The organism is Bacteroides sp. HPS0048 (genome assembly GCF_964240755.1).
Lineage (GTDB): Bacteria > Bacteroidota > Bacteroidia > Bacteroidales > Bacteroidaceae > Bacteroides > Bacteroides nordii.
This window is the reverse complement of sequence record NZ_CAXSVC010000032.1, coordinates 1-26,010: the sequence shown is the minus strand read 5'-3', so window position 1 is coordinate 26,010 and position 26,010 is coordinate 1. Positions and strand designations below refer to the sequence as shown.

Annotated in this window: 19 protein-coding genes; 5 read left to right on the top strand and 14 right to left on the bottom strand. The window is 39.8% G+C overall.

Going from position 1 to position 26,010, the window contains the following annotated elements:
* Positions 1-5 precede the first annotated feature (5 nt).
* The 13 genes from ACESQI_RS19415 to ACESQI_RS19355 all read right to left on the bottom strand — a co-directional run bounded on the left by ACESQI_RS19415 (position 6) and on the right by ACESQI_RS19355 (position 18,187).
* Positions 6-1,091 (bottom strand): acyltransferase family protein, encoded by a 1,086-nt coding sequence (locus ACESQI_RS19415; protein ID WP_278511720.1) that lies wholly within the window; start codon positions 1,089-1,091, stop codon positions 6-8.
* Positions 1,092-1,127: 36 nt separating this feature from the next.
* Positions 1,128-2,375, bottom strand: a complete 1,248-nt coding sequence (locus ACESQI_RS19410; RefSeq protein ID WP_002558418.1) for a GntP family permease — start codon at positions 2,373-2,375, stop codon at positions 1,128-1,130.
* 15 nt (positions 2,376-2,390) lie between these two features.
* On the bottom strand, positions 2,391-3,545 hold the full coding sequence (locus ACESQI_RS19405; RefSeq protein ID WP_007483009.1) for a glycerate kinase: 1,155 nt from the start codon (positions 3,543-3,545) through the stop codon (positions 2,391-2,393).
* Between the two features lie 58 nt (positions 3,546-3,603).
* Positions 3,604-5,778 carry an alpha-N-acetylglucosaminidase gene (locus ACESQI_RS19400; protein WP_007483011.1) on the bottom strand — a complete coding sequence of 725 codons (2,175 nt, stop codon included), beginning with the start codon at positions 5,776-5,778 and terminating at the stop codon, positions 3,604-3,606.
* Positions 5,779-5,887: 109 nt separating this feature from the next.
* Positions 5,888-7,456, bottom strand: coding sequence for a right-handed parallel beta-helix repeat-containing protein (locus ACESQI_RS19395; RefSeq protein WP_002558421.1), 1,569 nt, complete (start codon positions 7,454-7,456; stop codon positions 5,888-5,890).
* 62 nt (positions 7,457-7,518) lie between these two features.
* Positions 7,519-8,571 (bottom strand): endonuclease/exonuclease/phosphatase family protein, encoded by a 1,053-nt coding sequence (locus tag ACESQI_RS19390; RefSeq protein WP_373126829.1) that lies wholly within the window; start codon positions 8,569-8,571, stop codon positions 7,519-7,521.
* Positions 8,572-8,579: 8 nt separating this feature from the next.
* Entirely contained in the window at positions 8,580-9,365 is a 786-nt protein-coding gene (locus ACESQI_RS19385) for an endonuclease/exonuclease/phosphatase family protein (RefSeq protein WP_373126827.1), read from the bottom strand.
* Positions 9,366-9,370: 5 nt separating this feature from the next.
* Positions 9,371-10,225, bottom strand: a complete 855-nt coding sequence (locus ACESQI_RS19380; RefSeq protein WP_122201475.1) for an endonuclease/exonuclease/phosphatase family protein — start codon at positions 10,223-10,225, stop codon at positions 9,371-9,373.
* A gap of 16 nt (positions 10,226-10,241) precedes the next feature.
* Complete coding sequence (locus ACESQI_RS19375; RefSeq protein ID WP_007483015.1) at positions 10,242-11,978, bottom strand: RagB/SusD family nutrient uptake outer membrane protein; 1,737 nt, start codon at positions 11,976-11,978, stop codon at positions 10,242-10,244.
* A 23-nt stretch (positions 11,979-12,001) separates the two neighbouring features.
* Entirely contained in the window at positions 12,002-15,424 is a 3,423-nt protein-coding gene (locus tag ACESQI_RS19370) for a TonB-dependent receptor (protein ID WP_122201476.1), read from the bottom strand.
* 208 nt (positions 15,425-15,632) lie between these two features.
* Complete coding sequence (locus ACESQI_RS19365) at positions 15,633-16,559, bottom strand: FecR family protein (protein ID WP_002558427.1); 927 nt, start codon at positions 16,557-16,559, stop codon at positions 15,633-15,635.
* An 88-nt stretch (positions 16,560-16,647) separates the two neighbouring features.
* Positions 16,648-17,214 (bottom strand): RNA polymerase sigma factor, encoded by a 567-nt coding sequence (locus ACESQI_RS19360; protein ID WP_122201477.1) that lies wholly within the window; start codon positions 17,212-17,214, stop codon positions 16,648-16,650.
* Between the two features lie 484 nt (positions 17,215-17,698).
* Positions 17,699-18,187: an HU family DNA-binding protein gene (locus ACESQI_RS19355; protein WP_002558429.1), complete on the bottom strand. Its 489-nt coding sequence runs from the start codon at positions 18,185-18,187 to the stop codon at positions 17,699-17,701.
* Between the two features lie 365 nt (positions 18,188-18,552).
* On the opposite strand from ACESQI_RS19355, the gene ychF reads away from it, so the two are divergent.
* From ychF to ACESQI_RS19330, 5 genes are all read left to right on the top strand, one after another.
* Positions 18,553-19,656: a redox-regulated ATPase YchF gene (ychF, locus tag ACESQI_RS19350; RefSeq protein WP_196039873.1), complete on the top strand. Its 1,104-nt coding sequence runs from the start codon at positions 18,553-18,555 to the stop codon at positions 19,654-19,656.
* A gap of 3 nt (positions 19,657-19,659) precedes the next feature.
* Positions 19,660-20,568 (top strand): ketopantoate reductase family protein, encoded by a 909-nt coding sequence (locus tag ACESQI_RS19345; RefSeq protein ID WP_373126824.1) that lies wholly within the window; start codon positions 19,660-19,662, stop codon positions 20,566-20,568.
* A gap of 17 nt (positions 20,569-20,585) precedes the next feature.
* Positions 20,586-21,428, top strand: a complete 843-nt coding sequence (lgt, locus tag ACESQI_RS19340) for a prolipoprotein diacylglyceryl transferase (protein ID WP_002558432.1) — start codon at positions 20,586-20,588, stop codon at positions 21,426-21,428.
* Entirely contained in the window at positions 21,425-22,066 is a 642-nt protein-coding gene (locus ACESQI_RS19335) for a chloramphenicol acetyltransferase (RefSeq protein ID WP_373126822.1), read from the top strand. The genes lgt and ACESQI_RS19335 overlap by 4 nt, the downstream gene beginning before the upstream one ends.
* Before the next feature lie 82 nt (positions 22,067-22,148).
* Positions 22,149-23,012 carry an SDR family NAD(P)-dependent oxidoreductase gene (locus ACESQI_RS19330; protein WP_122201487.1) on the top strand — a complete coding sequence of 288 codons (864 nt, stop codon included), beginning with the start codon at positions 22,149-22,151 and terminating at the stop codon, positions 23,010-23,012.
* Positions 23,013-23,099: 87 nt separating this feature from the next.
* Here ACESQI_RS19330 and mutS read toward each other — a convergent pair whose 3' ends face one another.
* Positions 23,100-25,715, bottom strand: a complete 2,616-nt coding sequence (gene mutS / locus ACESQI_RS19325) for a DNA mismatch repair protein MutS (protein ID WP_232301991.1) — start codon at positions 25,713-25,715, stop codon at positions 23,100-23,102.
* Between the last annotated feature and the right edge of the window lie 295 nt (positions 25,716-26,010).

The window sequence follows — 26,010 nt, the reverse complement described above, 5'->3', positions numbered from 1 at the left end:
TTCAATTATAGTTTTATGTAAATTTGTTTTTTAAATAGAATGTATCCGATAAGCCAGTTAAATAATAGGAAAAAGACCGCATACATGAATGAACCGAAATAGTTGCCGAATAGGGGTTGCAGACAGGTATCGAACAGGGATGTGTTAACTTTCCATATTCGCAACAGATCACCGAAAATTTCGGCAAATACATAAAGAACCAGTGGATTTACTCCGAAAACATTGAAGAAAGTGCACCAGCTTTTCTTTTGTCGAACATCGATTATTTCGATCAATACAGCTAATGCTAAAGCTGCTATTCCGCAAGTAAGCAATACAAAACTCGGAGACCATAGACGCTTGTTGAGCGGACAGGCATAACTAAATAAGAATCCGGCAAATAGCATTAAGGTACCGAGAAAAAAGAGTTTTTGCATTCGTTCTTTGTTATCCTTCTGATTGATAATCATTCGTCCACATACGAAACCAATCATTACCTGGGCAATGGCAGGAATAGTACTTAAAATTCCTTCCGGTTCTACAAACTGGCGCCCTTGCAGATACATGTGATTTGTTCCCAAAACGGTAGAATCGACTATGGCTATAATATTATCGGGACTTTTTTCGAATCCGTTTCCTATCAACTGAAGAATAAAATATCCTGCTAAAAGAAGAAGAGCTACCGGAAAAAAACGTTTATGAGGGATAAACAACGCCATGATAGCTGTTGCTCCGTAGCAGATACCCAGTCGTTGCATCACTCCTAAAAGTCGCATATGCTCCCAATCAGTCCAAATACCGGTTTCACTTGAATTTATAATCCATTTCATGGCAATACCTATCAGGATCAGGAGAAGAGCACGTTTTATTATCTTTCCGATAGCAAGTCGCCATTGGAAATCATATTTGCGCAAAGATATGTAGGTGGATATTCCCATCAGGAACATAAACATAGGAAACACAAGGTCGGCAGGAGTGAAGCCATCCCATTTGGCATGACGCAGAGGGGCATAACCGTATCCGCATGCACCTGCATTATTGACAAGTATCATTCCGGCAACTGTGAATCCTCGCAGGACATCGAGAGAGAGAAGACGATTATTGGCAGGCATGAGTTTATAATTTATGAGTTATAATGTATTAGATGATCACCAAACGAGACATAAGAGGGTAGTAGAGGCTGCCAATACTGCTCCTATAAGGGTTTCATAAGGAATGAGTTTCAGACGTTGCTTAAAAGTCAATTCACAGACTCCACCGGTAGCATGAAAAAAAGAGCCATGAGGTAAATGATCCAGTACTGTGGCACTGGAGTTGATCATGGCAGCTCCCCATGCAGCGGAAATACCGACAGCAAGAATTGCTTCTGCAAAAGAGGCGGAAGCGAGAGTAGCTCCGGCAGTAGTAGAGGCCGTGGCGGCTGACATTAATGCGCCAGATACGGGAGCTATCATTATTTCATTGAAGTGGGCTTGTTCCAGTAGTTGCAGAATCCAGTCTTTTAGAGTAGAGTTTTTGATAACGCCTGCAATTGTTCCTGTACCGATTAAAAGTACAGCTACAGTAGACATTTTTTGGAGACCGTATTCCATACTAGGCAGAATATTTTTCCATTGTTTCATGCAAAGGATACCACAAATTCCGCCGATGGGCAGAGCTATTAGAGGATCAATGGTAATACCAGCCAAAGGCCGCAGGGCAAGTAAGATGATAGTGACGAAAGGTGCTATCAGGCTGCTGGTAAGAGAAGGCAATTGTTTATCATCTGTGATTTCTTCCTGTCCTGGAGCGACAATAGTAAGTTTTCGGGGGATAAGGCGGATAATAACAAAAACCGTAAACACCAACCCGATAATTGCCGGAAGAATATTGTAAAACATGACCGATGATAAATCTGCTTTAAAGTTTTCAGCTGCAATAATTGTATTCGGATTCGGGGAAACTATATTACCGCATTTTCCTCCACCAATCATGGCTATCAATAGTACGGATGGTGACAAGCCCAAACGTTTTCCGATAGACAGTGCAATAGGGGCTACTGTAATAACAGCCACATCAATAAAAACCCCAACAGCACATAGCAACATAGTTGCCAAAGCTAATGCTGCAAATACCCGTTTCTCTCCTAATGTATTTATAATAGCATTAGAGATGGTAGTCGCTGCTCCTGTTTTAATAAGCACACCGGACAATACCCCTGCTGTAAGAATACGGATGATGGCTGGTGTAACGTCTTTGACGCCATCTGTCATCACCTTTACTGTCTCTGTCAATGGTAATCCGCCTAACAACCCGCCAACAATCGCTCCGGCTATTAAACTATAAGCCGGAGATATTTTTTTTATGATTAAAAGAACGGATACTAACAGTCCGATTAAAGCGCCAATTGCTGTCATAAAAACTATTTATTATTAATAATTGGATTCAGGGTTAAAATGCTGGATAATACGAATGATCTGGGTAACAGTCCGTTCAATATTATTCAGGGTGAATTCTTTTTGCATTGCTTTATCAAGAGAAACAGGGGATGGCTGAATCGATAGTACGGCCGTAAATCCCATTTTATTCAGTTGTTCGGAAGCTTCAACTCCACCTCCCAAAGCTATCACAGGAACATGCCGTTCGTGAGCTGTTTTCAAAATTCCCCCGAGGGCTTTTCCCATGGCAGTTTGGGCATCAAGCTTTCCTTCTCCTGTAAATACTAAATCGGCATCCTGAAGTGATTCCCGAAAATGAAGAATGTCAAGTATCGTATCAATTCCAGGCTTTAAAGTGGCTTGGAGGAAAGGCAACAACCCTCCTCCCATACCACCGGCAGCTCCAGCCCCGGGAATAGAAGAGATATCTATTCCTTTCTGTTTTTTGATAATAGCAGCATAGTGCTGCAATCCTTTGTCCAAAGCCGCTACTTCTTCCGGTGAAGCTCCTTTTTGCGGAGCATATACGAATGCTGCGCCATGTGGACCATAAAGTGGATTGTTTACATCGCAAGCAATGGTAAAGGAAGATACTTTTATTGCCGGATGAAGGAATGAATCATCAATAGATGTAACATGTATAAGATTGCTGCCTTTGGGCTCCAAGACGTTTCCTGAATTATCCAGAAAACGAACACCTAAAGCAGATAACATGCCTATGGCAGCATCATTTGTAGCACTACCTCCAAGTCCCATGATAAAATGGCGGCAACCTTTGCTTAATGCATCAAGGATAACTTCTCCCGTACCGTAAGTAGAAGTATTCATTGGGTTTCGCAATCTATCAGGTACCAACGGAAGACCGCTTGCAGCAGCCATTTCAAACACTGCCGTCGTCCCGTCCTTAGTTATCCCGTATGTAACATCAATAGGGGTCATTAAAGGATCATGAGCAGAGCAGGATACTTTGTCTACATTTAGTCCTGTACAGATGGCTTCTGTTGTACCTTCACCCCCGTCTGCTATCGGAAAGGTTACCACATTGCAAAGCGGGCATTCTTTTAGAATGGCTTCTTTTGCAGCCCGAGCAATGTCAAGAGAGTTAGCCGACCCTTTGAATGAATCGAATGCAAGAATAATCTTTTTCATGGCGGTGCGTTAATTAGAATCTTTTTGATCCCTCAAAAGTAAGAATTTGTTTCGATTTTTATTCGGTTCCAATCTCTTTTACTTCCTGTACTAATTCAACAGCCATATCTAATGGATTATCAAACGGGACAGTAGTATTAATCCATGGAGTATTTATCCATTCTTCTTCCCAGTTATCCAGACTACCGCGTTGTTTAGAGAAATAAATCTTCAAACGTGGAATGTAATAATCCTTAATTAATCCACTCCAAAAACGTGCTGCATAATCTTCCTGAAATCCTCCCCAGGTAGTAATCAGGCGTTTGGCATTTATTTCATAAGCATCTTTTTCGGCTGGTGTAGTTCCACTATTTCTGGCAAAATTCACCCATTCTTCAAGACGATAAAGTGGATGGGAGGCCAACAGCTTATCTACATTTAACAACATATCAATCGTTTGATTCAGATATTGTTGTGCAACGGCAGATCTTCCCACGGTATCTTCTGCCAGGGCCTTGCCATAAAGTTTATCAGCTTTGGCAGCGATGTAATACGAAGCAAATTCTATGGCGTCGTTAACATAAAGTTTAGAATTTTTCAGACTGTCTGCACTATTTAGAAAAAGCTCTACACCATGTAAGAAATCATCGCTGACATCTATCTTACTGATACGCCGTTTGTCAGGAATCACTGTCTGCCAGGTAAATCGTGGATAAGAATATAGCGAACTATATGCCGTTTTTCTGAATAGATCCCAAGCATCCTTCATTGTTTCAGGATAGGCTCCATAACGTGCCATACAGTAGGAGGGCATCCATTTGTCCAAATCGATAGCTTGGTCTGTCCATCCCATATCCGCCAATAACTCATATACAACTTCGTTGTTTTCAAGTCCTTCGGGTGCCGATCCGAATCCGATCAGATTTCCATGAGATTCGGATTGGAGAGCTTCTGCTGAAGAGGAAGCATACATCTGTAGATCACCGGTCATCGGAGTTTTACCACCAAAGTTAGGAACATAACTGAAAATCCATTTTTTACCATAAAAACCATCGTGTACCTTCCAAGTTTGTTCTGTACCCCAAACCCATTTCGGATAGTCATTACCCAGATCAATAATAATCATTTTATCATCCGGAACATGACTCAACAATGCTTGTAGACTCGCTTTATCCCAAAAGCTATGTTGATAACCAAATGTCCAACCTTGTGTAACCCAGATTGCATCAGGATTACCTGCTGTGATAGAGCGGTAAATTGATTCTCCATATTGAGCAAGCAATTTATGTTTACCTTCTACATCATCTTTTGCAACAGGCAATTCCATTTCATTAAAACTGTCCGATAGATAATATGTATTTTTACCGAATTCTTTTTCCCATTCTTTGACAAACCGCTTACCGATTTCTTCGAAGAAAGGAGAATCGGGCGGAAGCACATAGGCATTAAACTTGTCATCGAAACCTCCCCATTTCAAATGCTTGAATTTTATATCAGGATGCTTTTCGGCAAAAGCCATCGGAACAAATCCGGCAAAAGCCGGAGCTATAGGACTCATTCCGAGTTCACGCATACGGTTTATAATTTGATGTTGTAGTTGAATCTGGCCCTCTTGCCATTCATCGGACAACGGACCATCCCAAGTATTGAGATTACCCATACGATGCCAGGGTAGGTGTGCAGGAGCAGTGAAGAACTCCCGGATCTCTTCTTTGGTTAATCCCATCTGTAACCACACTCGTTCGGCTATAGCTTCACTGGCAACAGTAGCCAATGGCATATTCACTCCACGGAGTGCCATCCAATCGATCTCTTTTTCCCAACGTGCCCAGTCCCAATAAGGTGTGGTGTAGCCATATGTACAAACATTCAGGAAATATCTGTATTCGTAAGGGGTTGTTTGTTTTTTCAATGAATAATCCGGCCATGAAGTGATTGATTCCGAATATTTTCCTCCCCAAGTTGTCATAGCGTGACACGCCTCTCTCTGATAAATGTGAAAAGCATAACAGAGTGCTACTACACTGCTTCCTCTGAGAGTTAATTCCCCCTCTTTGGCTTCTATTTCAAAAGTTTCTTTTCCATTAACGGGATCTATCTGTTGAAAACTAATACCATTTACTCGATCTCCTATTTGCCGTTCGATTACTTTTTTGGCAGGAGTTATTATGTCGGCTGGACCGGAAGTGCCGGTACAAGCGCTTATAAAAAAGACCCAGACGATAAAAAAACATGTAAGAAAGAAGCTTCTCATATAGTTAGATTTTCAAAATTAATAAAAGAAAAGACCGGCAACCAGAGACATTTGGGGTACCTCCCCGGTTGCCGGCCGAAAGATTATGTTAGATTGTGTTAAGATAGCATTATCTGATAACCAATTTAGCAGTAGTGCCGCTTACTTTAGCAATATAAATACCCTTCTCAACATTGATCATTATGGAATTCCCGTTTTGGATAGTTCCTTCATATACTTGTTTACCTGTCAAGTCGTAAACTGATACTGGATTCGTACCCTCTACTCCTTCTGCAAACAGCAGATTACCTTCGTTCCAAATTTTAATATCGGATTTTACGGCTGTAGTATTGAATATACCGGTTATACTTCCATACTCTACAGCACCCACAGAAGGAGTGGAAGGACGAACATTACCTAATTGATCTGCTGTAGGAATAGTTATACCTGCATAGGTCGCTGTACCCTTGCCTATTGCAATACTGTTTTCGCAAAGAGAAGCGACAGGCATGGCATCATTGGTTAGAGTAGGACTCCAAACCTCATCCCCTTCAATATCCGGGAATACTGTATTATCCAACTTATACAATGAAGTAAATATCTTGCTGTTTGCAAAATCAGCAACTTTTATATTAGAATTATCAAACAGTGCCGATTGATCTACATTATTGAGCTGGGTATCATCACTTGTTGAGTAAGTAGCTCCGAAAATACAATTTTTTAATTCCCAATCATAGTTTCTTACAATCTCTACTCCATCTTTTTTATCTCCTTTCCAATAACCTAAATCGGTAGGAACAAAATATGCACCATCAACCAATCCACCGGTATTTCCGGCAATAATAGTATTAACTATGACTAATTTGGAAGAACAATCTGTATTAGAGCATACAAAAATACCACCCCCCAAATTTTTTGTTGAGTAATTTGCCGTGATTGTACTATTGATGATTTTTACACCATCAAGCGGTTTTGAAGTATCACGGGAGTAGATATAAATAGCACCTGCACGATTTCCTGCATAGTTATTTACAAAGGTACAATTTGTAACAGTTAAAGCAAATGCAGTTTCATTCTTTCCATTTGTACTGTACATATAAATAACACCACCGGAAGCTGAACTGTTATTGTTTTTGAATGTAGAATTCTCAATGGTCACTCTGGCATTGTTATAAATACGAATACATCCTCCGTCACCAGTTGCAGAATTTCCGTCGAAGAGGCAATTTTTTATAGAACAGTTTACATCCTGACTGATTCCAATCACACCGCCCGAACTACTATGTGCATTTTTGATAAATTCGCAATTCAGGATATTTAGATTGGCACCCGTTTGTACAAATAAAGCCTGAGCTTTATTTTTTCCTGTAAAAATACAGTCTTTGATAACAATTGTACAAGCTCCTTTCATGGACAAAGCCTGCTTGGTACCGGTAAATTTGATTTTATTTCCGGTAGTTTGATTCCTACCGTCAATTGTCAATGATTTAGTGTCTATAGTAATCGCATTAAATTCTTCAATCTCATCTGTCGCAAGATTAAATTTGATTACATCATCAGTTTGTGCACTTGCCATAATATTAGGGAAAGACCCCTCTATTGTAGGATCTCCACTGGCATTCGTCACCGTAAGGTCCGCTGCAAACATACTAAATGTTGCAAAACTAAATATTGCCGAAAGTAAAATTTGTTTTTTCATAACAATACAATTTTAATTGATTAATAAATAATATATTAGATAAAAGTATCAAAGTTCTAAATTTATAATATCAACTTGTGAGTATAAACTTCATCCTTATTTTTTACCCATAATAATGCTATTCCCGGTTTTGAATTATAAAATGGTAATTCATCTCCATCTTGTATGCAGGCATCGAGAAGTAACCTTCCTGTAACTGAGTAAAGCTTGACATTGGCTGTTCCTTCAATGCCCGTTAAAATGTAGTTGTTACCGGATTTTATAACATTGATCTCTTTTCTGTCAGTAATGCTTTGTTCGTTTCCAGTAGGATTCGACATCTGCATTTTTATATATACCGGTAAGTGGTCGGAAGCAGCTGTAAGATCGACTCCACTTTGATCTGCAATTCCTCTTTCTGTAACCTGATAGGATATAGAAGATTTGTTATAACCCAATATAAAGTCAATACAATCTGCCGGGGCTGTAGATGGATAAGTATAAACTTTCGTATCATTCAAAATTGAAAAACCATTATTTTTAAATGTAACCATAGCCCGATAGGTCTCTTTTACATTAAGATCACCTCCCAGGAAAACAGGTTTATTGACAGTCTTTGCAAAGTTGATGATATAATCAGTAGCAACATCTCGATCTTCGGCATTCAGAGAATAATGGGTAGATAAGAAATAATAATCTGAGAACTCGGCGATTATTATTCCCCGATTGTCATCCGGGTCGGGTTTTGCACTTCCTCCGCCTGCGCCTTTAGGAATAAGATGAGTTTTTACTCCCAATGGTTCTTCTTTACTCAGCAAAACAATACCAAAGTAAGTACTGTGAGTGATTAAGAAATGGGATTTCATTCCTGTTTTAGTACCTAATTGTACCGCACAGTCTTTTACAAATCTTTGGTTAACTTCCTGGATAGCCACTACATCGGGAGCTACACCTTTGATGACAGAAGCAATTTTATCTACTTGTCGGGAATTAATAATTGCATGCCCCTGAATGTTGTAGGTCATCATCGTAATTTCTTTTTCCGAACTACCCGCATATGTCTGAATAAATCCTGAACAAAAACTTACGATTATGATCAGTATACGACGTAGAGTTGTGATATTGAGTTTATTCATAACATAAATTATTTAGTTTCTCTGATAAATTCTAATTCCGTAATAATGGGTAAATGATCCGATAATAATGATTGTACAGATTGCGTACGAACCACTTGCCAACCACTATTAGGATATCCAAACAGATAGTCAATTTTTATAGACGGTTTGTAAGATGGAAAAGTCAGGTCGTCATTTGTCAGTAATTGCCAACCGGTCATTCCTTTTTGTATCGTTTTAGAATCAGGTCGGGCATTGAAGTCTCCTCCTAAAATAACAGGATAAGGAGATTTCTTCAATGTTTCCGTAATTTTTTGTATCTGTAGAAACCGTGTATCTTCCGAAAAATAATCCAAATGTGTACAAGCAAAAGTAAGTGTGTCTGTTCCGTTTACCTCAAATGTTCCCTGAAGCATAACTCTTTGTTCTTTCTCTTGCGGACGGGGTAACATCATCTTTTCTACTTTGAAATACGGATGTCTGGAAAGTATTCCAATACCGTAATATCCATCTTTATAAGAGATTGACTTGCCATACAAAGGGTACATCTCTGTGCGATATCCTAATTCCGTAATGAAATCTTTTCCATTCTGTTTGGGAGCTCTTTCGCGGAATGTTTTACTGTCGACCTCCTGCAAAGCAACAAAATCGGGTTTGAAGGCTTTGATATGTTCGGCAATCTGTTCCAAAGATGCCAACTCTCCAAAGCGGAGATTATAAGTCATTACGCGGATACGTAATGTATCTTGTTTTTGAGCAGAGGCCCTATTCCCAAACAAGATTGAAAGCAATGCTATTAATAAAAACTTCTTCATTCTATTTATTTTATTTTTATAGTCGATATAACAGGAAGATGATCGGAAGCATTTGTTCCGGTTATAACTTTATGTTCTGCAACTTCAAACTTTTCAACTGGCCGGAAACAGATATAATCGAGTTCTCTTGTTGGGTCAATAGATGGAATTGTGAACTGATTTAATCCTTTCCCACTTCTTACAAAACCGTAACTATCTAATGTACTTATGGTAGAATTATAAGGGGTAGCATTCATGTCTCCTCCTAATATTACCGGATATTTGCTACTTTTAAGAGTTTCATTTATAAAAGGTAACTGAATATCCCTGTTTTCCTGGGTTGTAGCCAGATGGGTATTTGCAATAGTAATGGTATGCCCCCCCGTAGTAACGGTTGCTCTACCCAATGTACAATATCCCACATAAGTACCCTCTATCTCTATTCTGGGTAAATCATAGGTCGCCGTATTCCGTAAAGGGAATTTGGAAAATATAGCATCACCATACTCTCCACCTTGATAATCCTGCCCTTTTGAGAAATAGAAGTGAGCGAACCCCGAAAGTTTAGCTAATTCTGTTACTTGGTCTACACCGTTACTTCGTTTTGTATTCCGGTCTATCTCTTGGACGAAAACAATATCTGGCTCGTTGGATTTTATAACATTCGCTGTTGCCTGAATATCGATATCGGGCTCTGCAACGCCAGGAACATAAGGTGAACAGTGCTTTACGTTGTATGTCATCACTTTAAGAGTGATTTCAGTATCTCCACCCGAACCATTTCCATCAGTTCCGGGAAGTTCGGGAGTATTCTCTTCCGTTCCACAGGAACAGAAGAGAACTACCAAAGCAAATAATATGGTATAAATTTTCTTTAACATTGTCATAATTTTACTATTACCAGCCCGGATTCTGTCCTAATGCCGGATTTTTTAATCTTTCCTGATAGGGAACTGGCCATAGGTAATGTTTACTTTCATCAAAATTACGTCCACCGCCTTCTGCCGTCGATTTATCATAAACCACATCACCAAATTCATCTACAATCGGATTATTTTGATCGTCTACATACGGACATCCCCCTAACTCATCCATACATACTTCCAGACTTGGGCAAGTAATAGCACGTCCTAAACGGAAACCTTCTTTCCAGCGTAAAATGTCAAAGTAGCGCATTCCGTCAAATGACATTTCAATTCTCCGTTCGCGTCTTAACTCAGTCTTTAAATCCATATTCCAAGCTTCCAGTTCAGAAAGTTTCATAGGATGCATACCAACCCTGTTACGCAATCGGTTAATAGTTTCATCAATCTGATCTTGGGTCAATGTCCCGCCTTGCAGGTTAAACAAAGCTTCTGCATAGATGAGAATAACTTCCGGATAGCGGATCACATTGATATTATTATGATCCTGATTTGTTAAACCTGCCAGTTCCGGAGTATTGTATTTTTTGAAATAGAATCCAGTTTTGGTATTGGCGCCATTATTGTTATTTCCTTGTAAAGGAGCGAAGCGGGGTAATCCGAAAGTAGCATTTACTCTGTTACCTGCGTCACCGTCATCGCCACCTGGCCATGCATCGCCCGGTGTATAAAGTGTCATCTTCATACGAGGATCTCTATCCTTAAAATAGTCTGCATAACGTTTCACCGGATATTTTGATAAAGGAGAAATTGCCACATCTGTTTTTTTATAATATTCAAGACCTGTTGTTGCCGGTTTTCCATCTGTACAGAGGAAGGCGTCAACCAATGTTTTGGAGGCATTCAGACGTATGTAGTTTACCGGAGTACATGTATAGTTGGTCATGTTATTCATTCGGATGTCTTTGACGTACAAACTATAAATCATAGATTCATTGTTTTTGGGATCATTTTCAGCGTTTCCTTCCAAGTGGTAAACTTTCTCATAATCATACAGGTCATAAGGACTATTATCCAAAATATATTTAGAAACCTTTTCTGCTAATTCGTATCTTCCATCTTGCAGAGCAATACGGGCCATCAGTGCCAAAGCTCCCCATCTGTCAATACGACCGACTTCCTGACCTGTCTGGATTTCCGGTCCTAACTTTTCTGCTGCCCATTTCAAGTCCTCGATCATCCAGTCTATAACTTCCTTTTTCGGATTACGAGGACCATAAGCTTCTTCAGACCCAATAACCCTATCAATCAATGGTACGTCACCCCATACTGAAGTCAGCCAAAAATATTGCAATGCACGGATAACTTTTACTTCGGCTGCATATACGTCTTTCGCTTCCTGATCCATATTTACCTGGTCATAGTTATCCAAAAAGTTATTACAATCAAAGATATGTCCGTAAATATCTCTCCAATAGTTATAGAACGGAAAGTTATCTTGAGCACTACTGGTTCCTCCTCCCACTTTGCTTAACCCTGAAGTAGGATCTCCCCATATTACTGTTTCTGCACATGCCTCACCTAAATTAATGATCAGGTCATATTGAAGTCCTTCATAACAAGGATATAAAGCAGCTCTTAATTGAGCTTCGGTTTTCCAGTAAGTATCATTAACAGCTTTATCCAAAGGATATCTTTCTAAGAAATCGCTGCAACTAAAAGTAGTCATCAGACAGCAACCTGTCAGGATATATTTTATTTTATTTTTCATAATGCTATTTCCTATTGTTTAAGTTAAAAAGTTAGATTTAATCCGAATACATATGTTTTTACCTGCGGATAGGTATCACCTGAAGATTGCTGGACTTCAGGATCGAAACCATCGAAGTATTTAGTAACAGTAAATAAATTGTCGGCAGAAACATATACTCTCAATTTACTTATTCCCCAACTCCTCATCCATTGTTGTGGAAGTGTATATCCTAATTGTATATTTTTTAGACGGAGGTATGCTGCATTTTCTATCCAATAATCGGAAAATCTGCGATTATGAGTCTGTGCATAATACAAACGAGGATATGAAGCATTGGGGTTTTCAGGGGTCCATCTGTCTAAATGAGATTTTTTGGGAACTGAATAATCATTGATAAAACAATGTCTTGCTTCTTCACTTAAATAACCATTGGCTTTACCAACTCCCTGGAAATAGAAGGAGAAATCAAGGCCTTTCCATTCTAATTCACCTTTAAATGAGTAGGAATATCTTGGAGCCTTATTACCGATAACTTCTTTGTCATAGTCGTCTATGATCCCATCAGGTTTCCCGTCCGGTCCGCTAATATCTTTATATTTGATATCACCCGGCTGTACGGCAACTCCGTCTTGTATGAGCGGAAATTTCGGATTGATATAGTTTCCAAAGCTGTCTTTTCCTTCAAAATCTTCTACTTGTGCCAATCCATCCGTTCTATATCCGTAATAAGCATCAATCGGATCGCCTACTCTACGAATCTGATCGCCTAAAACGGGAGCACTCGAGCCTAAATCTATAATCTTATTTCTTGAATCTGACAAATTAAAGAATGCACGGTATTTCACCTGCCCAATCTGGTCTCTCCAGGCTATGTTCAATTCCCAGCCTTTGCTTTCTACTTCCCCTAAATTCTCTAATGGTAAATAGTCACGGCTTGTATCCTTTTGCCATTTTCCTAAAACCAATGGTAAAGAAGGACGTACCAGAGCATCCATATTGTTCTTTTTAAACCAGTCGGCACTAATGGTGAGACGATTATTGAAAAGTGACAAATCAATACCTATATTCAGCATACGGATTGTTTCCCATTTGATGTTCGCATTTCCTAAAGCGAGTTGCGCAAAACCTGTGTTTAGTTGGTTACCAATAGGGTAGGCTTTATCAACGGATTCAATTGCTACCAGATAAGGATAATAATTATCTCCTACATTCTGATTTCCCAATTCTCCCCACGAAGCACGTAGCTTGGCCATTTGTAAAACAGGCTCAGCAAAATGCATGAATTTCTCTTTAGAAAAATTCCATCCGGCAGAGAAAGAGGGAAAATATCCCCATCTATTTTGTTTAGCAAAACGGGATGTACCGTCACGACGAACATTGGCTTCGAGCAAGTATTTCTCGTCATAATTGTAATTCAGACGTCCAAAGAAAGATCTTAAGGCCCATTCTTCGGCACCACCTCCATTGGTTATTTCGTCTGTTCCAACATCTATAGCTTCAATTCCATCCAGAAGAAGTAATTTTCTACCGGCACTCAAAGTATTGGTGTGTGCCCATTCCTGAGAGAAACCACCCAGTAATTTAAAATCGTGTCGGTTGATATTTTTTTGATAAGTAGCAGTAACATTCAGTGTCTGGGTTAATGTATTGATATGAGATTCACTGATAGAATTTTTTCTCAATTTATTTCCCGGATCTTCTGTTCCGTCAGACATCCAACGGTTCATGGTAGGAACAAATCTTTTTGTATCTCGGGTATAGTAATTAGCGGCATATTGTCCATTAATATACAGGTCGTTTATAACTTTAAGAGAAGCATTTATCTGTCCGTTGAATGTCCGGGAATTGCGTTTATTATAACCGGAATTGTAAGCGATATCTACCGGATTCATCAATGAAGTATATGCGTAATGATCTGTATCCACCCACTCTCCGTTTTCATTTTGTTCTTTCCATTTTACAGGAAGAAGAGGAGATACGCGCTGCACAGTTCTGAATACACCTGTTGTTCCGGATACCCCGTTTTCCTGACGATAAAAGTCTACAAAACTAATGTTCCCATTCAGTTTGAGGCGATCATAAAGTTCTGTATTCATGCTTAGACGGGCATTATGTCTTTTAGAAGAAAACGGATCACCAATGATAAGACCATCCTGATCCAAATAACCGTATGACATATAATAACCACTTTTTTCCGTACCCCCACGAACACTGATATTATGTCCTGTTTGCATAGCAGACTTTTTATAAACTTCCTTTACCCAATCAGTGTTTGAGTAATCGTTGGGAGAGTCACCTCTGTCATATGCATCAAAAGCTTCTTGTTGGTACAATTTACCAAAACCGGCAGCTACATAAGCTTCATTGGCTAATTCCATATATTCACGTCCATCTACCAGATCGGGCAAAGCTGTAGGAGTTTGGAAACCTATATATCCGGAATAACTTACCGTAGTTTTTTCTTTCTGACTACCTTGTTTGGTTGTTACCAGAATAACACCGTTGGCAGCCCGAGCACCATAGATGGCAGAAGAGGCAGCATCTTTCAATACAGATACGTTCTCTATATCATCAGGATTCAGCATATTCAGATCACCGCCGGCAATTCCGTCGATCAGAATAAGCGGATCAGTTTTGCTGTTTAGTGTACTAATGCCACGAATTACAATTGACATTTTATCATTACCCGGTTGTCCGGATGGTTGTACGATAGATACACCAGGTAACATACCTTGTAGTCCACTGCCTACATTTGTAATAGGACGGCTGGCCAGTTCATCTCCTTTTACAGCCGATACAGCTCCTGTCAAATTAACTTTTTTCTGTACACCATAACCCACAACTACTACATCATTCAACATCTGAGTATTTTCTGCCAAATGAACCGAAATTTCTGTTTTGGAACCCACTTGAACTTCCTTTGTTTTATATCCGATAAAGGAGAAGACCAAGGTCTGGTCGGGAACTACTTCTATAGAGTAATTACCATCTATATCAGTGATAGTTCCCTCCTTTCCTCCTTTTACGAGGATACTAACTCCAACCATTGGCTCTGCTGTGACCTGATCTGTAACTTGCCCGCGGACTTTCACTTTCTTTATCGGGTCTTTTGTATTCCCGATCTTTCTGTCAAATAAAAGTAGCTTGTCACCCGAAATGCTATAACCGATATTCGTCTTCTTCAATAAGTTGTTCAATGCCTCTTTTAAAGAAGCATTTTTAACAGAAATGCTTACCAGTTGTTTCGTGTCAACAAATTCTTTACTATAAGCTACTGACACTTTAGCTTGTGAGGCAATTTGAGTAACAGCATTTTCAAGTGTTACATCTTTCAGGTCTAGTGTTATTTCCCAATTTTGTGCATGCGATGCTAAGGGAAATATACATAATACCAACAAAACAGACATCCACTGTTTTACATGAGAGTAAAGACAATAATGATTTTTTTTCGAAGAATTTTTCATTGTGTGTTCTTTAGAATTATGATTACTTTAAATTTTAGGCAATAAAATCCCTTGCTAAGAAATCATTGTTTCTTAACTGCTTGATTTTAATATATTTATGGCTATCTCAGTGAACAGACTGAATTATAACAAATTCTTATGTTGAAAATGCCGATATAGGTTGTAATGGTGTATTCATAAGTATATAATTATTAGATTAGGTTTGTATCTATCGCGGACTTATTTTTATTTCTTTTCGATTTACTCTCTCATATTTGATAGGCGTTATATGTCCCATGTTTTCCAATATTTCCTGTAATGATTCACTTTCACTTTTCAATGTATAAGTATAAGAATAGATCGCTTTGTTTTCTACACTAAACTGTACATTGTACTTTCTGGACAATATTTTGAGTACATCTTCCAAAGGAGTATCATTAAATATCAATACATCTTTCAACCATATAGATTCGTTTTTGTAATCCTTATTTTTTTGTACGATACATGTTCCGGTTTCTTTTTCAAAGATGGCTGTTTCTCCAGGTTTCATAATGTAGTCAAACGAATTACTTTGTACATTTCGTATTTTTACAGAACCTTCGTCCAAAGTAGTTAGAACTTTTTTCTCCGATGGATATGCATTAACATTGAACGAGGTTCCTAATACCTTTATCTGCATGGAGGAAACATCCACTATAAAAGGTTTTTCAGTATTCTTTTTAACCTCGAAATATGCTTCTCCTTCAATAGATACTTTTCGTTCTTTCCCTACAAACTGTTCCGGATAGGTGAGTTTAGTGTCCGCATTCAAATATACTTTTGTTCCATCTGATAGTAGAACGGTCATTTTCTCTCCACACGGTACATAAATTTCTTTGTTTACAGCTATCCGATTATCATCAATATCAGAATATACCCAAAATGCTATATTCAATATTAAGAATGGCAATAAAACAGCAGCAATTTTCATCCAGGAGAACTTTCTGCCTTTCGAGTTGATACGACTCATTAAATTCGTATACACTTGCTCCTGACGAAAACAGGTGTCTTCTGTTTCGGGAATGACTATCTCTTTTCCTTCAATGATATTTTCAATATCTTCGTCAATTGCTTGAGAAATAGCATTCAATGCCGTTTTTTTATCTTGAGTTGCCATTTTTATGATTGTCTTTTATCAGTAATACACAAGTAGGTTAGAAAAGTATTATATGAAATGCGTTTTTTTTCTAAAAAAATAATTCTTTTTATAAACTACCGCAAAAGAGTAGTATAAAAGAGAATAATCTTATCGTCATGCGTAACTCTTTTAGAGCCTGGCTGTACTGGAATTTGATGGTATTTATAGATAAATTTAGTTGGTCGGCAATCTCCTGATTTGAATATTTCCCGGAGATTTTTAATTCTACGATTTTTCGCTTCTGCGGAGACAATTGTTCAATAGCCTTGCGGACCAAACGTAACTGATCTTCATCCAGTGCGGGTTCTTCGGTTTCGTTGGTTAGTGTATTTAAGAGATTTAGATTATCTGAGATACGAAATATTTCTTTATCCCTGTCACGCAATACATTTAGTAAGTCATTTTTAAGAATAGTAAAAAGATAGCGGTTAAAAGGACGGGATTCGTCTATGTCTTTTCGTTTTTCCCATATTTTGAAAAAGACATTCTGAACAACATCCTCAGAAAGTTCTCTATTATATAAATATTTGAAAGACAGTGAATACACTTGTTTACTGTATTCATTAAATAATAAAGTGAAGGCTAATTGGTTACCTTCCTTCATTTGACGAATTATAGTTTCTTCATTAATCATCAAATAAACTCCTTTTTGGCTGCATTATTTTTTCAATGGGTTAGAATCTGCTTATCCCATGAATTGAGATTTAAGCACATATAAGTTTTCTTAATTGCGATTCAAAGTTAGGTAAATCCCTTTAATATAGTCGTTACAAATATATGAAAAAGTATCAATATTCCGATGTTTTGCCATTATTCTTAAATAGAAGTGATAAAAGTATGATTGATATAATTGAAGAAATTAGCTCGACAGGCAAATTCACTACCATCTCTTGAAGTTAGTTTCAGAGCGGATTTCTTCTTATTTTTGGCTGTTTACTGAATCATCTATGGTTTATTTTTTAATCTGAAAATAACCTTATACTAACCAAAATGTGAAAAAAAATACCTGTAGTGACATGAGAATGACACTTATAAGTAACAACTAAAGATTCTTTTTGTTAAGAGACTCCGTTATTAAATAGTATGCACTAAAAGTAGCAGAGCCACTTAACTTTCACTTATTCCACCCCTTGTCCGAAGTCTTCTTCGAACTCTTCTTCAGCCTCTTTTACTAAAGTTTCTGCCCGTAATGCACTTTTCGGAAAATACTTCGACAAGGGATAACGGAAGAATTTCATCTTGCCAACACGGTTGGTGAATCTGCGGTCGGCCACAAAGTACACTCTGGACAAGCGCACCTCATGAGGAAGTACGTCCTCAGGATGCTCAAAACCGTCACTCGTAACAGCTGCATGAAACGAACCGAGTCCACGAATAGTGACCGACTCTCCGCTTTTCAATATTTCCTCCATCACCTTAGGAAGATCGGTAAGTATACTCAATACATCACCTTTACTCCTGCCACTTTGCGAAGAAAGCATATCTGCCAGGTCATTTTCATTCTTACCCCCACGCTTCTGGAGCTTCTTCTGTACAGCGTAATAGAGTTCCTTAAATCCCTCTACTGTGCTGAATCTTTTCTTTCTTACCAAATAAATCAATCCCATAGTCTTTCGTATTAAACGTTGTAATCAAACGTATTAAAGGTTATAACAAAACGATGTACGACATGTGCATCTCGTACAGTATGACATGCACATCTCGTACAGCACGACATGTGCATGTCAGCATGTCCCAGATGTGCATGTCGTACAGCACTTCCTACAAAAGGTAACGAATATATCCCGATAACAAAAGAAAGCTTCAGTTATTTCTTCCCAAAGTACACACCGGACAGTACAACTCACATATAACCCTTTTTTAAGACGTTATCACCTGTATTTTTAAAAGAATAGTTATCTTTGCAGACATATTTTAAACAGAACGTACTGTTCACAGGCATTGATAATAAATATAATAACGAAATAGATAAATGGCATTGCAATGTGGTATTGTCGGACTTCCCAACGTAGGAAAGTCGACACTTTTCAACTGTTTGTCGAACGCGAAAGCACAGGCGGCAAACTTCCCTTTTTGTACAATTGAACCGAATGTAGGTGTAATCACTGTTCCGGACGAACGTTTGAATAAACTGGCAGAACTGGTACATCCGCAACGAATCGTACCCACTACCGTAGAAATAGTAGACATCGCCGGACTGGTAAAAGGTGCCAGTAAAGGCGAAGGATTAGGTAATAAGTTTCTCGCAAACATTCGTGAAACAGATGCCATCCTGCATGTACTTCGTTGCTTTGATGATGATAATGTAACGCATGTAGACGGAAGTGTAAATCCTGTGCGTGACAAAGAGATCATTGACTATGAACTACAGTTGAAAGACCTCGACACAATTGACGCACGTATACAGAAAGTACAAAAGCAAGCACAAACAGGAGGTGATAAGACTGCCAAACAGACTTATGACATTCTCGTTAAATACAAAGAAGCATTGGAGCAGGGAAAATCGGCCCGCACTGTAAAGTTTGAAACCAAAGACGAACAGAAAATTGCCCGCGAACTCTTTCTGCTTACCAGCAAACCAGTAATGTATGTTTGTAACGTGGACGAAGCAAGTGCCGTAAACGGAAACAAATATGTAGACATGGTTCGCGAAGCAGTAAAAGATGAAGATGCAGAAATTCTTATTGTTGCTGCCAAAACAGAATCGGATATTGCCGAACTGGAAACTTACGAAGACCGCCAGATGTTCCTTGCCGAAGTAGGACTGGAAGAATCAGGGGTAGCCCGGCTTATCAAATCGGCTTACAAATTATTGAATCTGGAAACTTATTTTACAGCCGGTGTACAGGAAGTACGTGCCTGGACTTATGAAAAAGGTTGGAAAGCACCCCAGTGTGCGGGAGTAATCCACACCGACTTTGAAAAAGGATTTATCCGTGCAGAGGTTATCAAATATGATGATTTTATCCAGTATGGCTCAGAAGCTGCCGTGAAAGAAGCCGGTAAATTGGGTGTGGAAGGAAAAGAATATGTAGTACAGGACGGAGATATCATGCATTTCCGTTTTAACGTATAAAGAATGAATTATCTTATAGCAGGAACCGGAGGTGTGGGAGGCAGTATTGCTGCCTTCCTTGCACTGAACGGAAAGGATGTTACCTGTATAGCCCGTGGGGCGCACCTGGAAGCTATACAGAACAATGGGTTGACACTAAAGTCAGATCTGAAAGGCAATCATACCATTCCAGTGAAAGCTTGCACAGCAGAAGAGTATACTGGAAAAGCAGACATAATATTTGTTTGTGTCAAAGGCTATTCTGTCGACTCTATCACAGATCTGATAAAACGGGCTTCTCATGAAAAAACAATCGTAATTCCCATACTCAATGTTTACGGTACAGGTCCACGTATTCAGCGCCTTGTTCCGGGCGTAACCGTTCTGGATGGTTGTATTTACATTGTAGGGTTCGTATCCGCCCCGGGAGAAATCACTCAGATGGGAACCATTTTCCGTTTGGTATATGGAGCGCATAAAGGCACAAACGTACCCGCCGGACTGCTTGAAGCCGTACGTGACGATCTGGTAGAAAGCGGAATAAAAGTAGATCTGTCACCGGATATCCAACGGGATACATTTGTCAAGTGGTCCTTTATCTCGGCCATGGCCGTCACCGGAGCTTATTTCAATGTTCCTATGGGCGAAGTGCAAAAGCCGGGTAAAATACGTGATACTTTCATAGGCCTGTCTACCGAAAGTGCCATGTTAGGAAAGAAACTCGGTATCGAATTCTCCGAAGACCCCGTCACCTACAATCTCAAAGTAATTGATAAACTCGACCCACAAAGTACCGCATCCATGCAGAAAGATATGGAAAAAGGACATCAATCCGAAATACAAGGGTTGCTTTTTGACATGATAACAGCTGCCGAAGAACAGGGAATAGAAGTGCCTACCTATCAGGAAGTAGCCAAGAAATTCAGAATATAAAATTAAACTCAATCATTATGAATACCATTTTATTATCGATCAACTGGAACCCGAACCCCGAATTGTTCAACCTCTTCGGACTTCCCGTTCGCTATTACGGACTATTGTGGGCCGTTGGTATCTTTCTGGCCTATGTGATAGTTCACTATCAGTTCCGGGATAAAAAGATAAGTGAAAAGAAATTTGAGCCCCTGTTTTTCTATTGCTTCTTTGGTATTCTGATTGGGGCCCGACTGGGACATTGTATATTTTATGATCCTCAGACCTATCTCACCAGTTTCCGGGGATTCTGGGAAATGATACTTCCTATCAGATTCCTGCCCGACGGAGGTTGGAAATTCACAGGTTATGAAGGGCTTGCCAGCCACGGTGGAACGTTAGGACTGATGATTGCCCTCTGGCTCTATTGCCGTAAAATGAAAATGCATTATATGGATGTAGTAGATATGATTGCTGTAGCCACTCCCATCACTGCCTGCTGTATCCGCCTGGCCAACCTGATGAACTCTGAAATCATTGGTAAACCGACCGATGTACCCTGGGCTTTCGTTTTTGAGCGTACAGATATGCTCCCACGCCATCCGGCACAGCTTTACGAAGCTATCGCTTATTTCCTGCTTTTCCTGGTGATGATCTATCTTTATAAGTTCTATAACAAAAAGCTACACCGCGGCTTCTTTTTCGGACTCTGTCTGACGGCCATCTTTGTATTCCGTTTCTTCGTTGAGTTCTTAAAGGAAAATCAGGTTAGCTTTGAAGACAATATGAGCCTCAACATGGGGCAATGGCTGAGTGTCCCCTTTGTGATCATCGGCCTCTATTTCATGTTCTTTTATGACAGGAAATCCATCAAAAAATGAAGCATATTATAGACATAGAAACCTGGGAACGGAAAAGTAATTATGAGTTCTTCAAAAGTTTTCAGAACCCCACTATCTCCATTACCTCAGAGGTAGAGTGCGGAGGAGCCAAAGCCCGTGCCAAAGCCGCAGGACAATCATTCTTCCTCCACTATCTCTACGCCGTGTTGCGTGCCGTCAATGAAATACCGGAGTTTCGCTTTCGCATAGATGCAAAAGGCAATGTAGTCTATTTCGACAACGTAGATATGTTGACCCCTATAAAGGTAAAAGAAAACGGACGTTTCTTCACCATCCGTCTGTCATGGAACAAAGATTTTAATGCCTTTTATGCGGAAGCCAAATCGGCCATAGATGCCATCAACCCTGATGGAGACCCGTATGACATGGAAAAAGTGGGTGGCAAAGATCTGCTTGATGTTATATTGTTAAGTGCTACTCCCGACTTATATTTCACTTCACTGACCTGTACACAAGAACATCGTCATGGTAGTAATTACCCTTTGATGAATGCAGGAAAAGCAATATTAAAAGAGGGTAAATTAGTAATGCCAATTGCAATGACTATTCACCATGGGTTTATAGACGGACATCATCTTTCACTGTTTTATAAGAAAGTGGAAGATTTCTTGAGATGAAGCCTGGCTTCTCAACAAGCATTTGCGAACACAAGAAAAGCTATAGGTTAATGTTATATCCGTATATTAAACAAGCTTGTTTATGGCAGATAATTATATAGAAAAACAACGCGAAGAGTACGAAGCAAGAAAAGCTGCCTGGGAGAAAGCCCGGAAATATGGTAAACCAGCAATCAGTCAACAGAATAAATCAGTCCCACCCATCACGGAAAAGAAAAAACGAGTATTCGTAACCGGAGGAGCTGAAGGAATAGGTAAAGCCATCGTACAGGCATTTTGCAATGCAGGTTACCGCGTAGCATTTTGCGATAAGAACGAAACGGCAGGACAACAACTGGCCAAAGAAACCGGAACCGTATTTTACCAAGTCGACGTAAGCGATCAGGAATCCCTTGAGCGTTGCATGCAACGTATCTTTCTGGTTTGGGGTGATATCGATATAATTGTCAATAATGCAGGTATCAGCAAATTCTCTCCCATTACCGAAACAAGTATAGACGATTTTGATAATATCCTTTCTGTAAACCTGCGTCCGGCATTCATCACTTCCCGACTGCTGGCTATCCATCGTAAATCGCAACCTTCCCGCAACCCGTTCGGAAGAATTATCAATATCTGTTCAACCCGCTACCTGATGAGCGAGCCCGGAAGTGAAGGATATGCAGCTTCCAAAGGTGGTATTTACTCATTGACCCACGCATTGGCAGTTTCACTTTCCGAATGGCACATTACTGTCAACTCCATTGCACCGGGCTGGATACAGAATCATGACTATGAACAACTCCGGACGGAAGATCATACACAACACCCTTCGGGGAGAGTAGGGAAACCGGAGGATATTGCCCGAATGTGCCTGTTCCTCAGCCAGGAGGAGAATGATTTTATCAATGGTGAAAACATTACTATCGACGGGGGAATGACGAAAAAGATGATTTATGTTGAATAAATGCAGTCGCCATACCATGGCTCAATAAAGTGCCATCCATTCTGGAACCCTGGTTCAGTGCCATTACTTCCATATTAGTTGGAGCGATTATCTCCCTCTCACTATCTTCTTTATATCACTCAGCTTGTTAAGCGCCTCAATCGGAGTAAGGTTATTCACATCCAGATTGAGTATCTCATCTCTGATCTGGCACAATATAGGGTCGTCCAACTGGAAGAAACTCAACTGCATTCCTCCTCTGTTCTCACTTACCTCACCTAATGGTTTACCGGAAATGCCTTGCTGACGATTGTCCGATTCAAGCTGCTTCAGAATTTCATTGGCACGCTTCACAATACTTTTCGGCATACCTGCCATCTTAGCTACATGAATACCGAAAGAATGCTCGCTACCACCACGTTCCAGTTTACGAAGAAAAATAACTCTATTGTCAACCTCTTTCACCGATACATTATAATTCTTTATCCGCTTGAAAGATTTCTCCATCTCATTCAGTTCATGATAGTGCGTAGCAAAAAGAGTACGTGCTTTTGCTTTAGGATGCTCATGAATATACTCTACAATGGCCCAGGCTATCGAAATACCATCATAGGTAGAGGTTCCACGCCCCAACTCATCAAACAGTACAAGACTTCTCGAAGAAACGTTATTCAGAATATCCGCCGCCTCATTCATCTCTACCATAAACGTAGATTCGCCAACGGAGATATTATCACTGGCTCCCACCCGGGTGAAAATCTTATCTACCAATCCGATGTGAGCACTTTCGGCAGGAACAAAAGAACCGATTTGAGCCAGCAAAGTTATTAATGCCGTCTGACGCAAAAGAGCAGATTTACCGGCCATATTGGGACCCGTAATAATAATAATCTGCTGCGTTGTGCTATCCAGCATCACATCATTGGCAATGTATTTCTCACCTATCGGAAGCTGCTTCTCAATCACCGGATGACGCCCCTGACGGATATCCAGTACGTCATTGTCTTCAATTACCGGGCGAATATAGTTATTCTCACGTGCTACATTGGCAAATGCCAATAAACAGTCGATACGCGCTACCTGATTGGCGTTAATCTGGATGGCAGGAATAAATTCACTCAAAGCTTGTACCAGCTCCGTATAAAGCCGGGTTTCAAGCACCAGAATCTTATCTTCTGCCCCGAGGATTTTCTCTTCGTACTCTTTTAACTCCTGAGTGATGTAACGCTCCGCATTGACCAGCGTCTGTTTGCGAATCCACTCCTGAGGTACTTTATCTTTGTGTACATTGCGTACCTCTATATAGTAACCAAATACACTATTATAAGCAATCTTCAGACTTGGAATCCCTGTCTGTTCACTTTCACGTTGCTGTATCTTCAAAAGGTAATCTTTGCCCGAATAGGCTATTTGTCTCAGTTCGTCCAACTCGGTATTTACCCCACTTTGAATCACGCCTCCTTTGTTTATCAATAAAGGAGGATCATTGTTGATTTCCTTACTTATCCGGTCACGTATAGAAATACAGAGATTCAATTGCTCTCCTATCCGGTTCAGGCTGGCATTATCTGCCTGCAGGCAAGCTTCTTTTATAGGCTCGATAGCCTGCAAAGCTATTTTTAACTGTACTACTTCGCGCGGTGACACACGTCCTACCGCCACTTTCGAAATAATACGCTCCAAATCTCCTATCAGATGCAGCTGTTCCTCAATCAGTTCTTTAAATTCCGGTTCGCGAAAGAAATACTCCACTACATTCAAGCGATCGTTAATCGGCTTTTCATCCTTCAATGGAAATACCATCCAGCGCTTTAGCAAACGGGCTCCCATCGGGCTAATCGTTTTATCAATGACATTGAGCAAACTGCTGCCGCCATCATTCATACTGCCGATAAGCTCGAGACTACGTACGGTAAATTTGTCCATACGCACATACTTATCTTCTTCAATGCGGGCCAGCGAGGTAATATGACCAATCTGTGTATGCTGTGTCATATCTAAATATTGCAGGATAGCACCCGAAGCAATTGTACCATTCTTCAGATGTTCCACACCAAAACCTTTCAGATTTTTCGTCTCAAAATGTTTCAGCAGTTTCTCACGGGAAGTCGTTTCGGTAAAAACCCAGTCGTCCAGTTCGAAAGTGAAGAATTTACTTCCGAAGTTACCCTCGAACATACCACGTTTACCGCGTTCAAAGAGTACTTCTTTGGGACCAAAATTATTGAGCAGCTTATCCACATAATCGAAAGGTCCCTCTGCCGTCAGGAATTCACCGGTAGAGATATCAAGAAAGGCAATACCACAGGCTGATTTGCCAAAATGCACTGCGGCAAGGAAATTATTTTCTTTATAGTTGAGAATATTATCATTGATAGACACACCCGGAGTAACCAGTTCTGTAATGCCGCGTTTCACCAGTTTCTTCGTCATCTTCGGATCTTCCAACTGATCACAGATAGCTACACGTTTACCGGCACGAACCAGTTTTGGTAAATAGGTATCCAGCGCATGATGAGGAAAACCGGCCATCTCAATAGTCTTTCCTTTTCCATTGGCGCGTTTAGTCAGGGTAATTCCCAGTATCTCAGCTGCAATAATTGCATCTGTTGAATAAGTTTCGTAGAAGTCCCCGCATCGAAACAGCATCACCGCATCCGGGTGTTTTGCTTTCAGGTCAAGGAACTGTTTCATCATAGGGGTTAGTTCAATATCGTTGCTCACAGGTAGTCTCCTCTTCTTTTTTAATTCAGTAATCAGTGGGCAAAGATACTGATTTCCCACTAATCTACCATCCCGTCAACACCAAGATTTATTTGGTTATCTTATAGTAAAAAAGTCTTTAAACAAGCTCCTGAATTATTAACAACCCGCACAGTATTCTTAAAACGTGTTATAAAACATACTATTTTTCTTGGATTATTTGCAGATACCGCCAAAAGCCGTACATTTGCAATGTGTTTTTCATAGTATTAGATTTAAGGTTAACAAAGGTTGGAGCAAGGCGTTGCTCCTTTTT

Excerpts from the sequence above, each read along its gene's own strand:
- ACESQI_RS19415 (WP_278511720.1), bottom strand. The coding sequence starts at position 1,091 with ATGCCTGCCAATAATCGTCTTCTCTCTCTCGATGTCCTGCGAGGATTC.
- ACESQI_RS19355 (WP_002558429.1), bottom strand. The coding sequence starts at position 18,187 with ATGGGATTGATTTATTTGGTAAGAAAGAAAAGATTCAGCACAGTAGAG.
- ACESQI_RS19375 (WP_007483015.1), bottom strand. The coding sequence starts at position 11,978 with ATGAAAAATAAAATAAAATATATCCTGACAGGTTGCTGTCTGATGACT.
- ACESQI_RS19410 (WP_002558418.1), bottom strand. The coding sequence starts at position 2,375 with ATGACAGCAATTGGCGCTTTAATCGGACTGTTAGTATCCGTTCTTTTA.
- ACESQI_RS19360 (WP_122201477.1), bottom strand. The coding sequence starts at position 17,214 with ATGATTAATGAAGAAACTATAATTCGTCAAATGAAGGAAGGTAACCAA.
- ACESQI_RS19395 (WP_002558421.1), bottom strand. The coding sequence starts at position 7,456 with ATGAAAAAACAAATTTTACTTTCGGCAATATTTAGTTTTGCAACATTT.
- ACESQI_RS19400 (WP_007483011.1), bottom strand. The coding sequence starts at position 5,778 with ATGAGAAGCTTCTTTCTTACATGTTTTTTTATCGTCTGGGTCTTTTTT.
- ACESQI_RS19385 (WP_373126827.1), bottom strand. The coding sequence starts at position 9,365 with ATGAAGAAGTTTTTATTAATAGCATTGCTTTCAATCTTGTTTGGGAAT.
- ACESQI_RS19365 (WP_002558427.1), bottom strand. The coding sequence starts at position 16,559 with ATGGCAACTCAAGATAAAAAAACGGCATTGAATGCTATTTCTCAAGCA.
- ACESQI_RS19330 (WP_122201487.1), top strand. The coding sequence starts at position 22,149 with ATGGCAGATAATTATATAGAAAAACAACGCGAAGAGTACGAAGCAAGA.
- ACESQI_RS19345 (WP_373126824.1), top strand. The coding sequence starts at position 19,660 with ATGAATTATCTTATAGCAGGAACCGGAGGTGTGGGAGGCAGTATTGCT.
- ACESQI_RS19380 (WP_122201475.1), bottom strand. The coding sequence starts at position 10,225 with ATGTTAAAGAAAATTTATACCATATTATTTGCTTTGGTAGTTCTCTTC.
- ACESQI_RS19335 (WP_373126822.1), top strand. The coding sequence starts at position 21,425 with ATGAAGCATATTATAGACATAGAAACCTGGGAACGGAAAAGTAATTAT.
- ACESQI_RS19370 (WP_122201476.1), bottom strand. The coding sequence starts at position 15,424 with ATGAAAAATTCTTCGAAAAAAAATCATTATTGTCTTTACTCTCATGTA.
- ACESQI_RS19390 (WP_373126829.1), bottom strand. The coding sequence starts at position 8,571 with ATGAATAAACTCAATATCACAACTCTACGTCGTATACTGATCATAATC.
- ACESQI_RS19405 (WP_007483009.1), bottom strand. The coding sequence starts at position 3,545 with ATGAAAAAGATTATTCTTGCATTCGATTCATTCAAAGGGTCGGCTAAC.
- lgt (WP_002558432.1), top strand. The coding sequence starts at position 20,586 with ATGAATACCATTTTATTATCGATCAACTGGAACCCGAACCCCGAATTG.
- ychF (WP_196039873.1), top strand. The coding sequence starts at position 18,553 with ATGGCATTGCAATGTGGTATTGTCGGACTTCCCAACGTAGGAAAGTCG.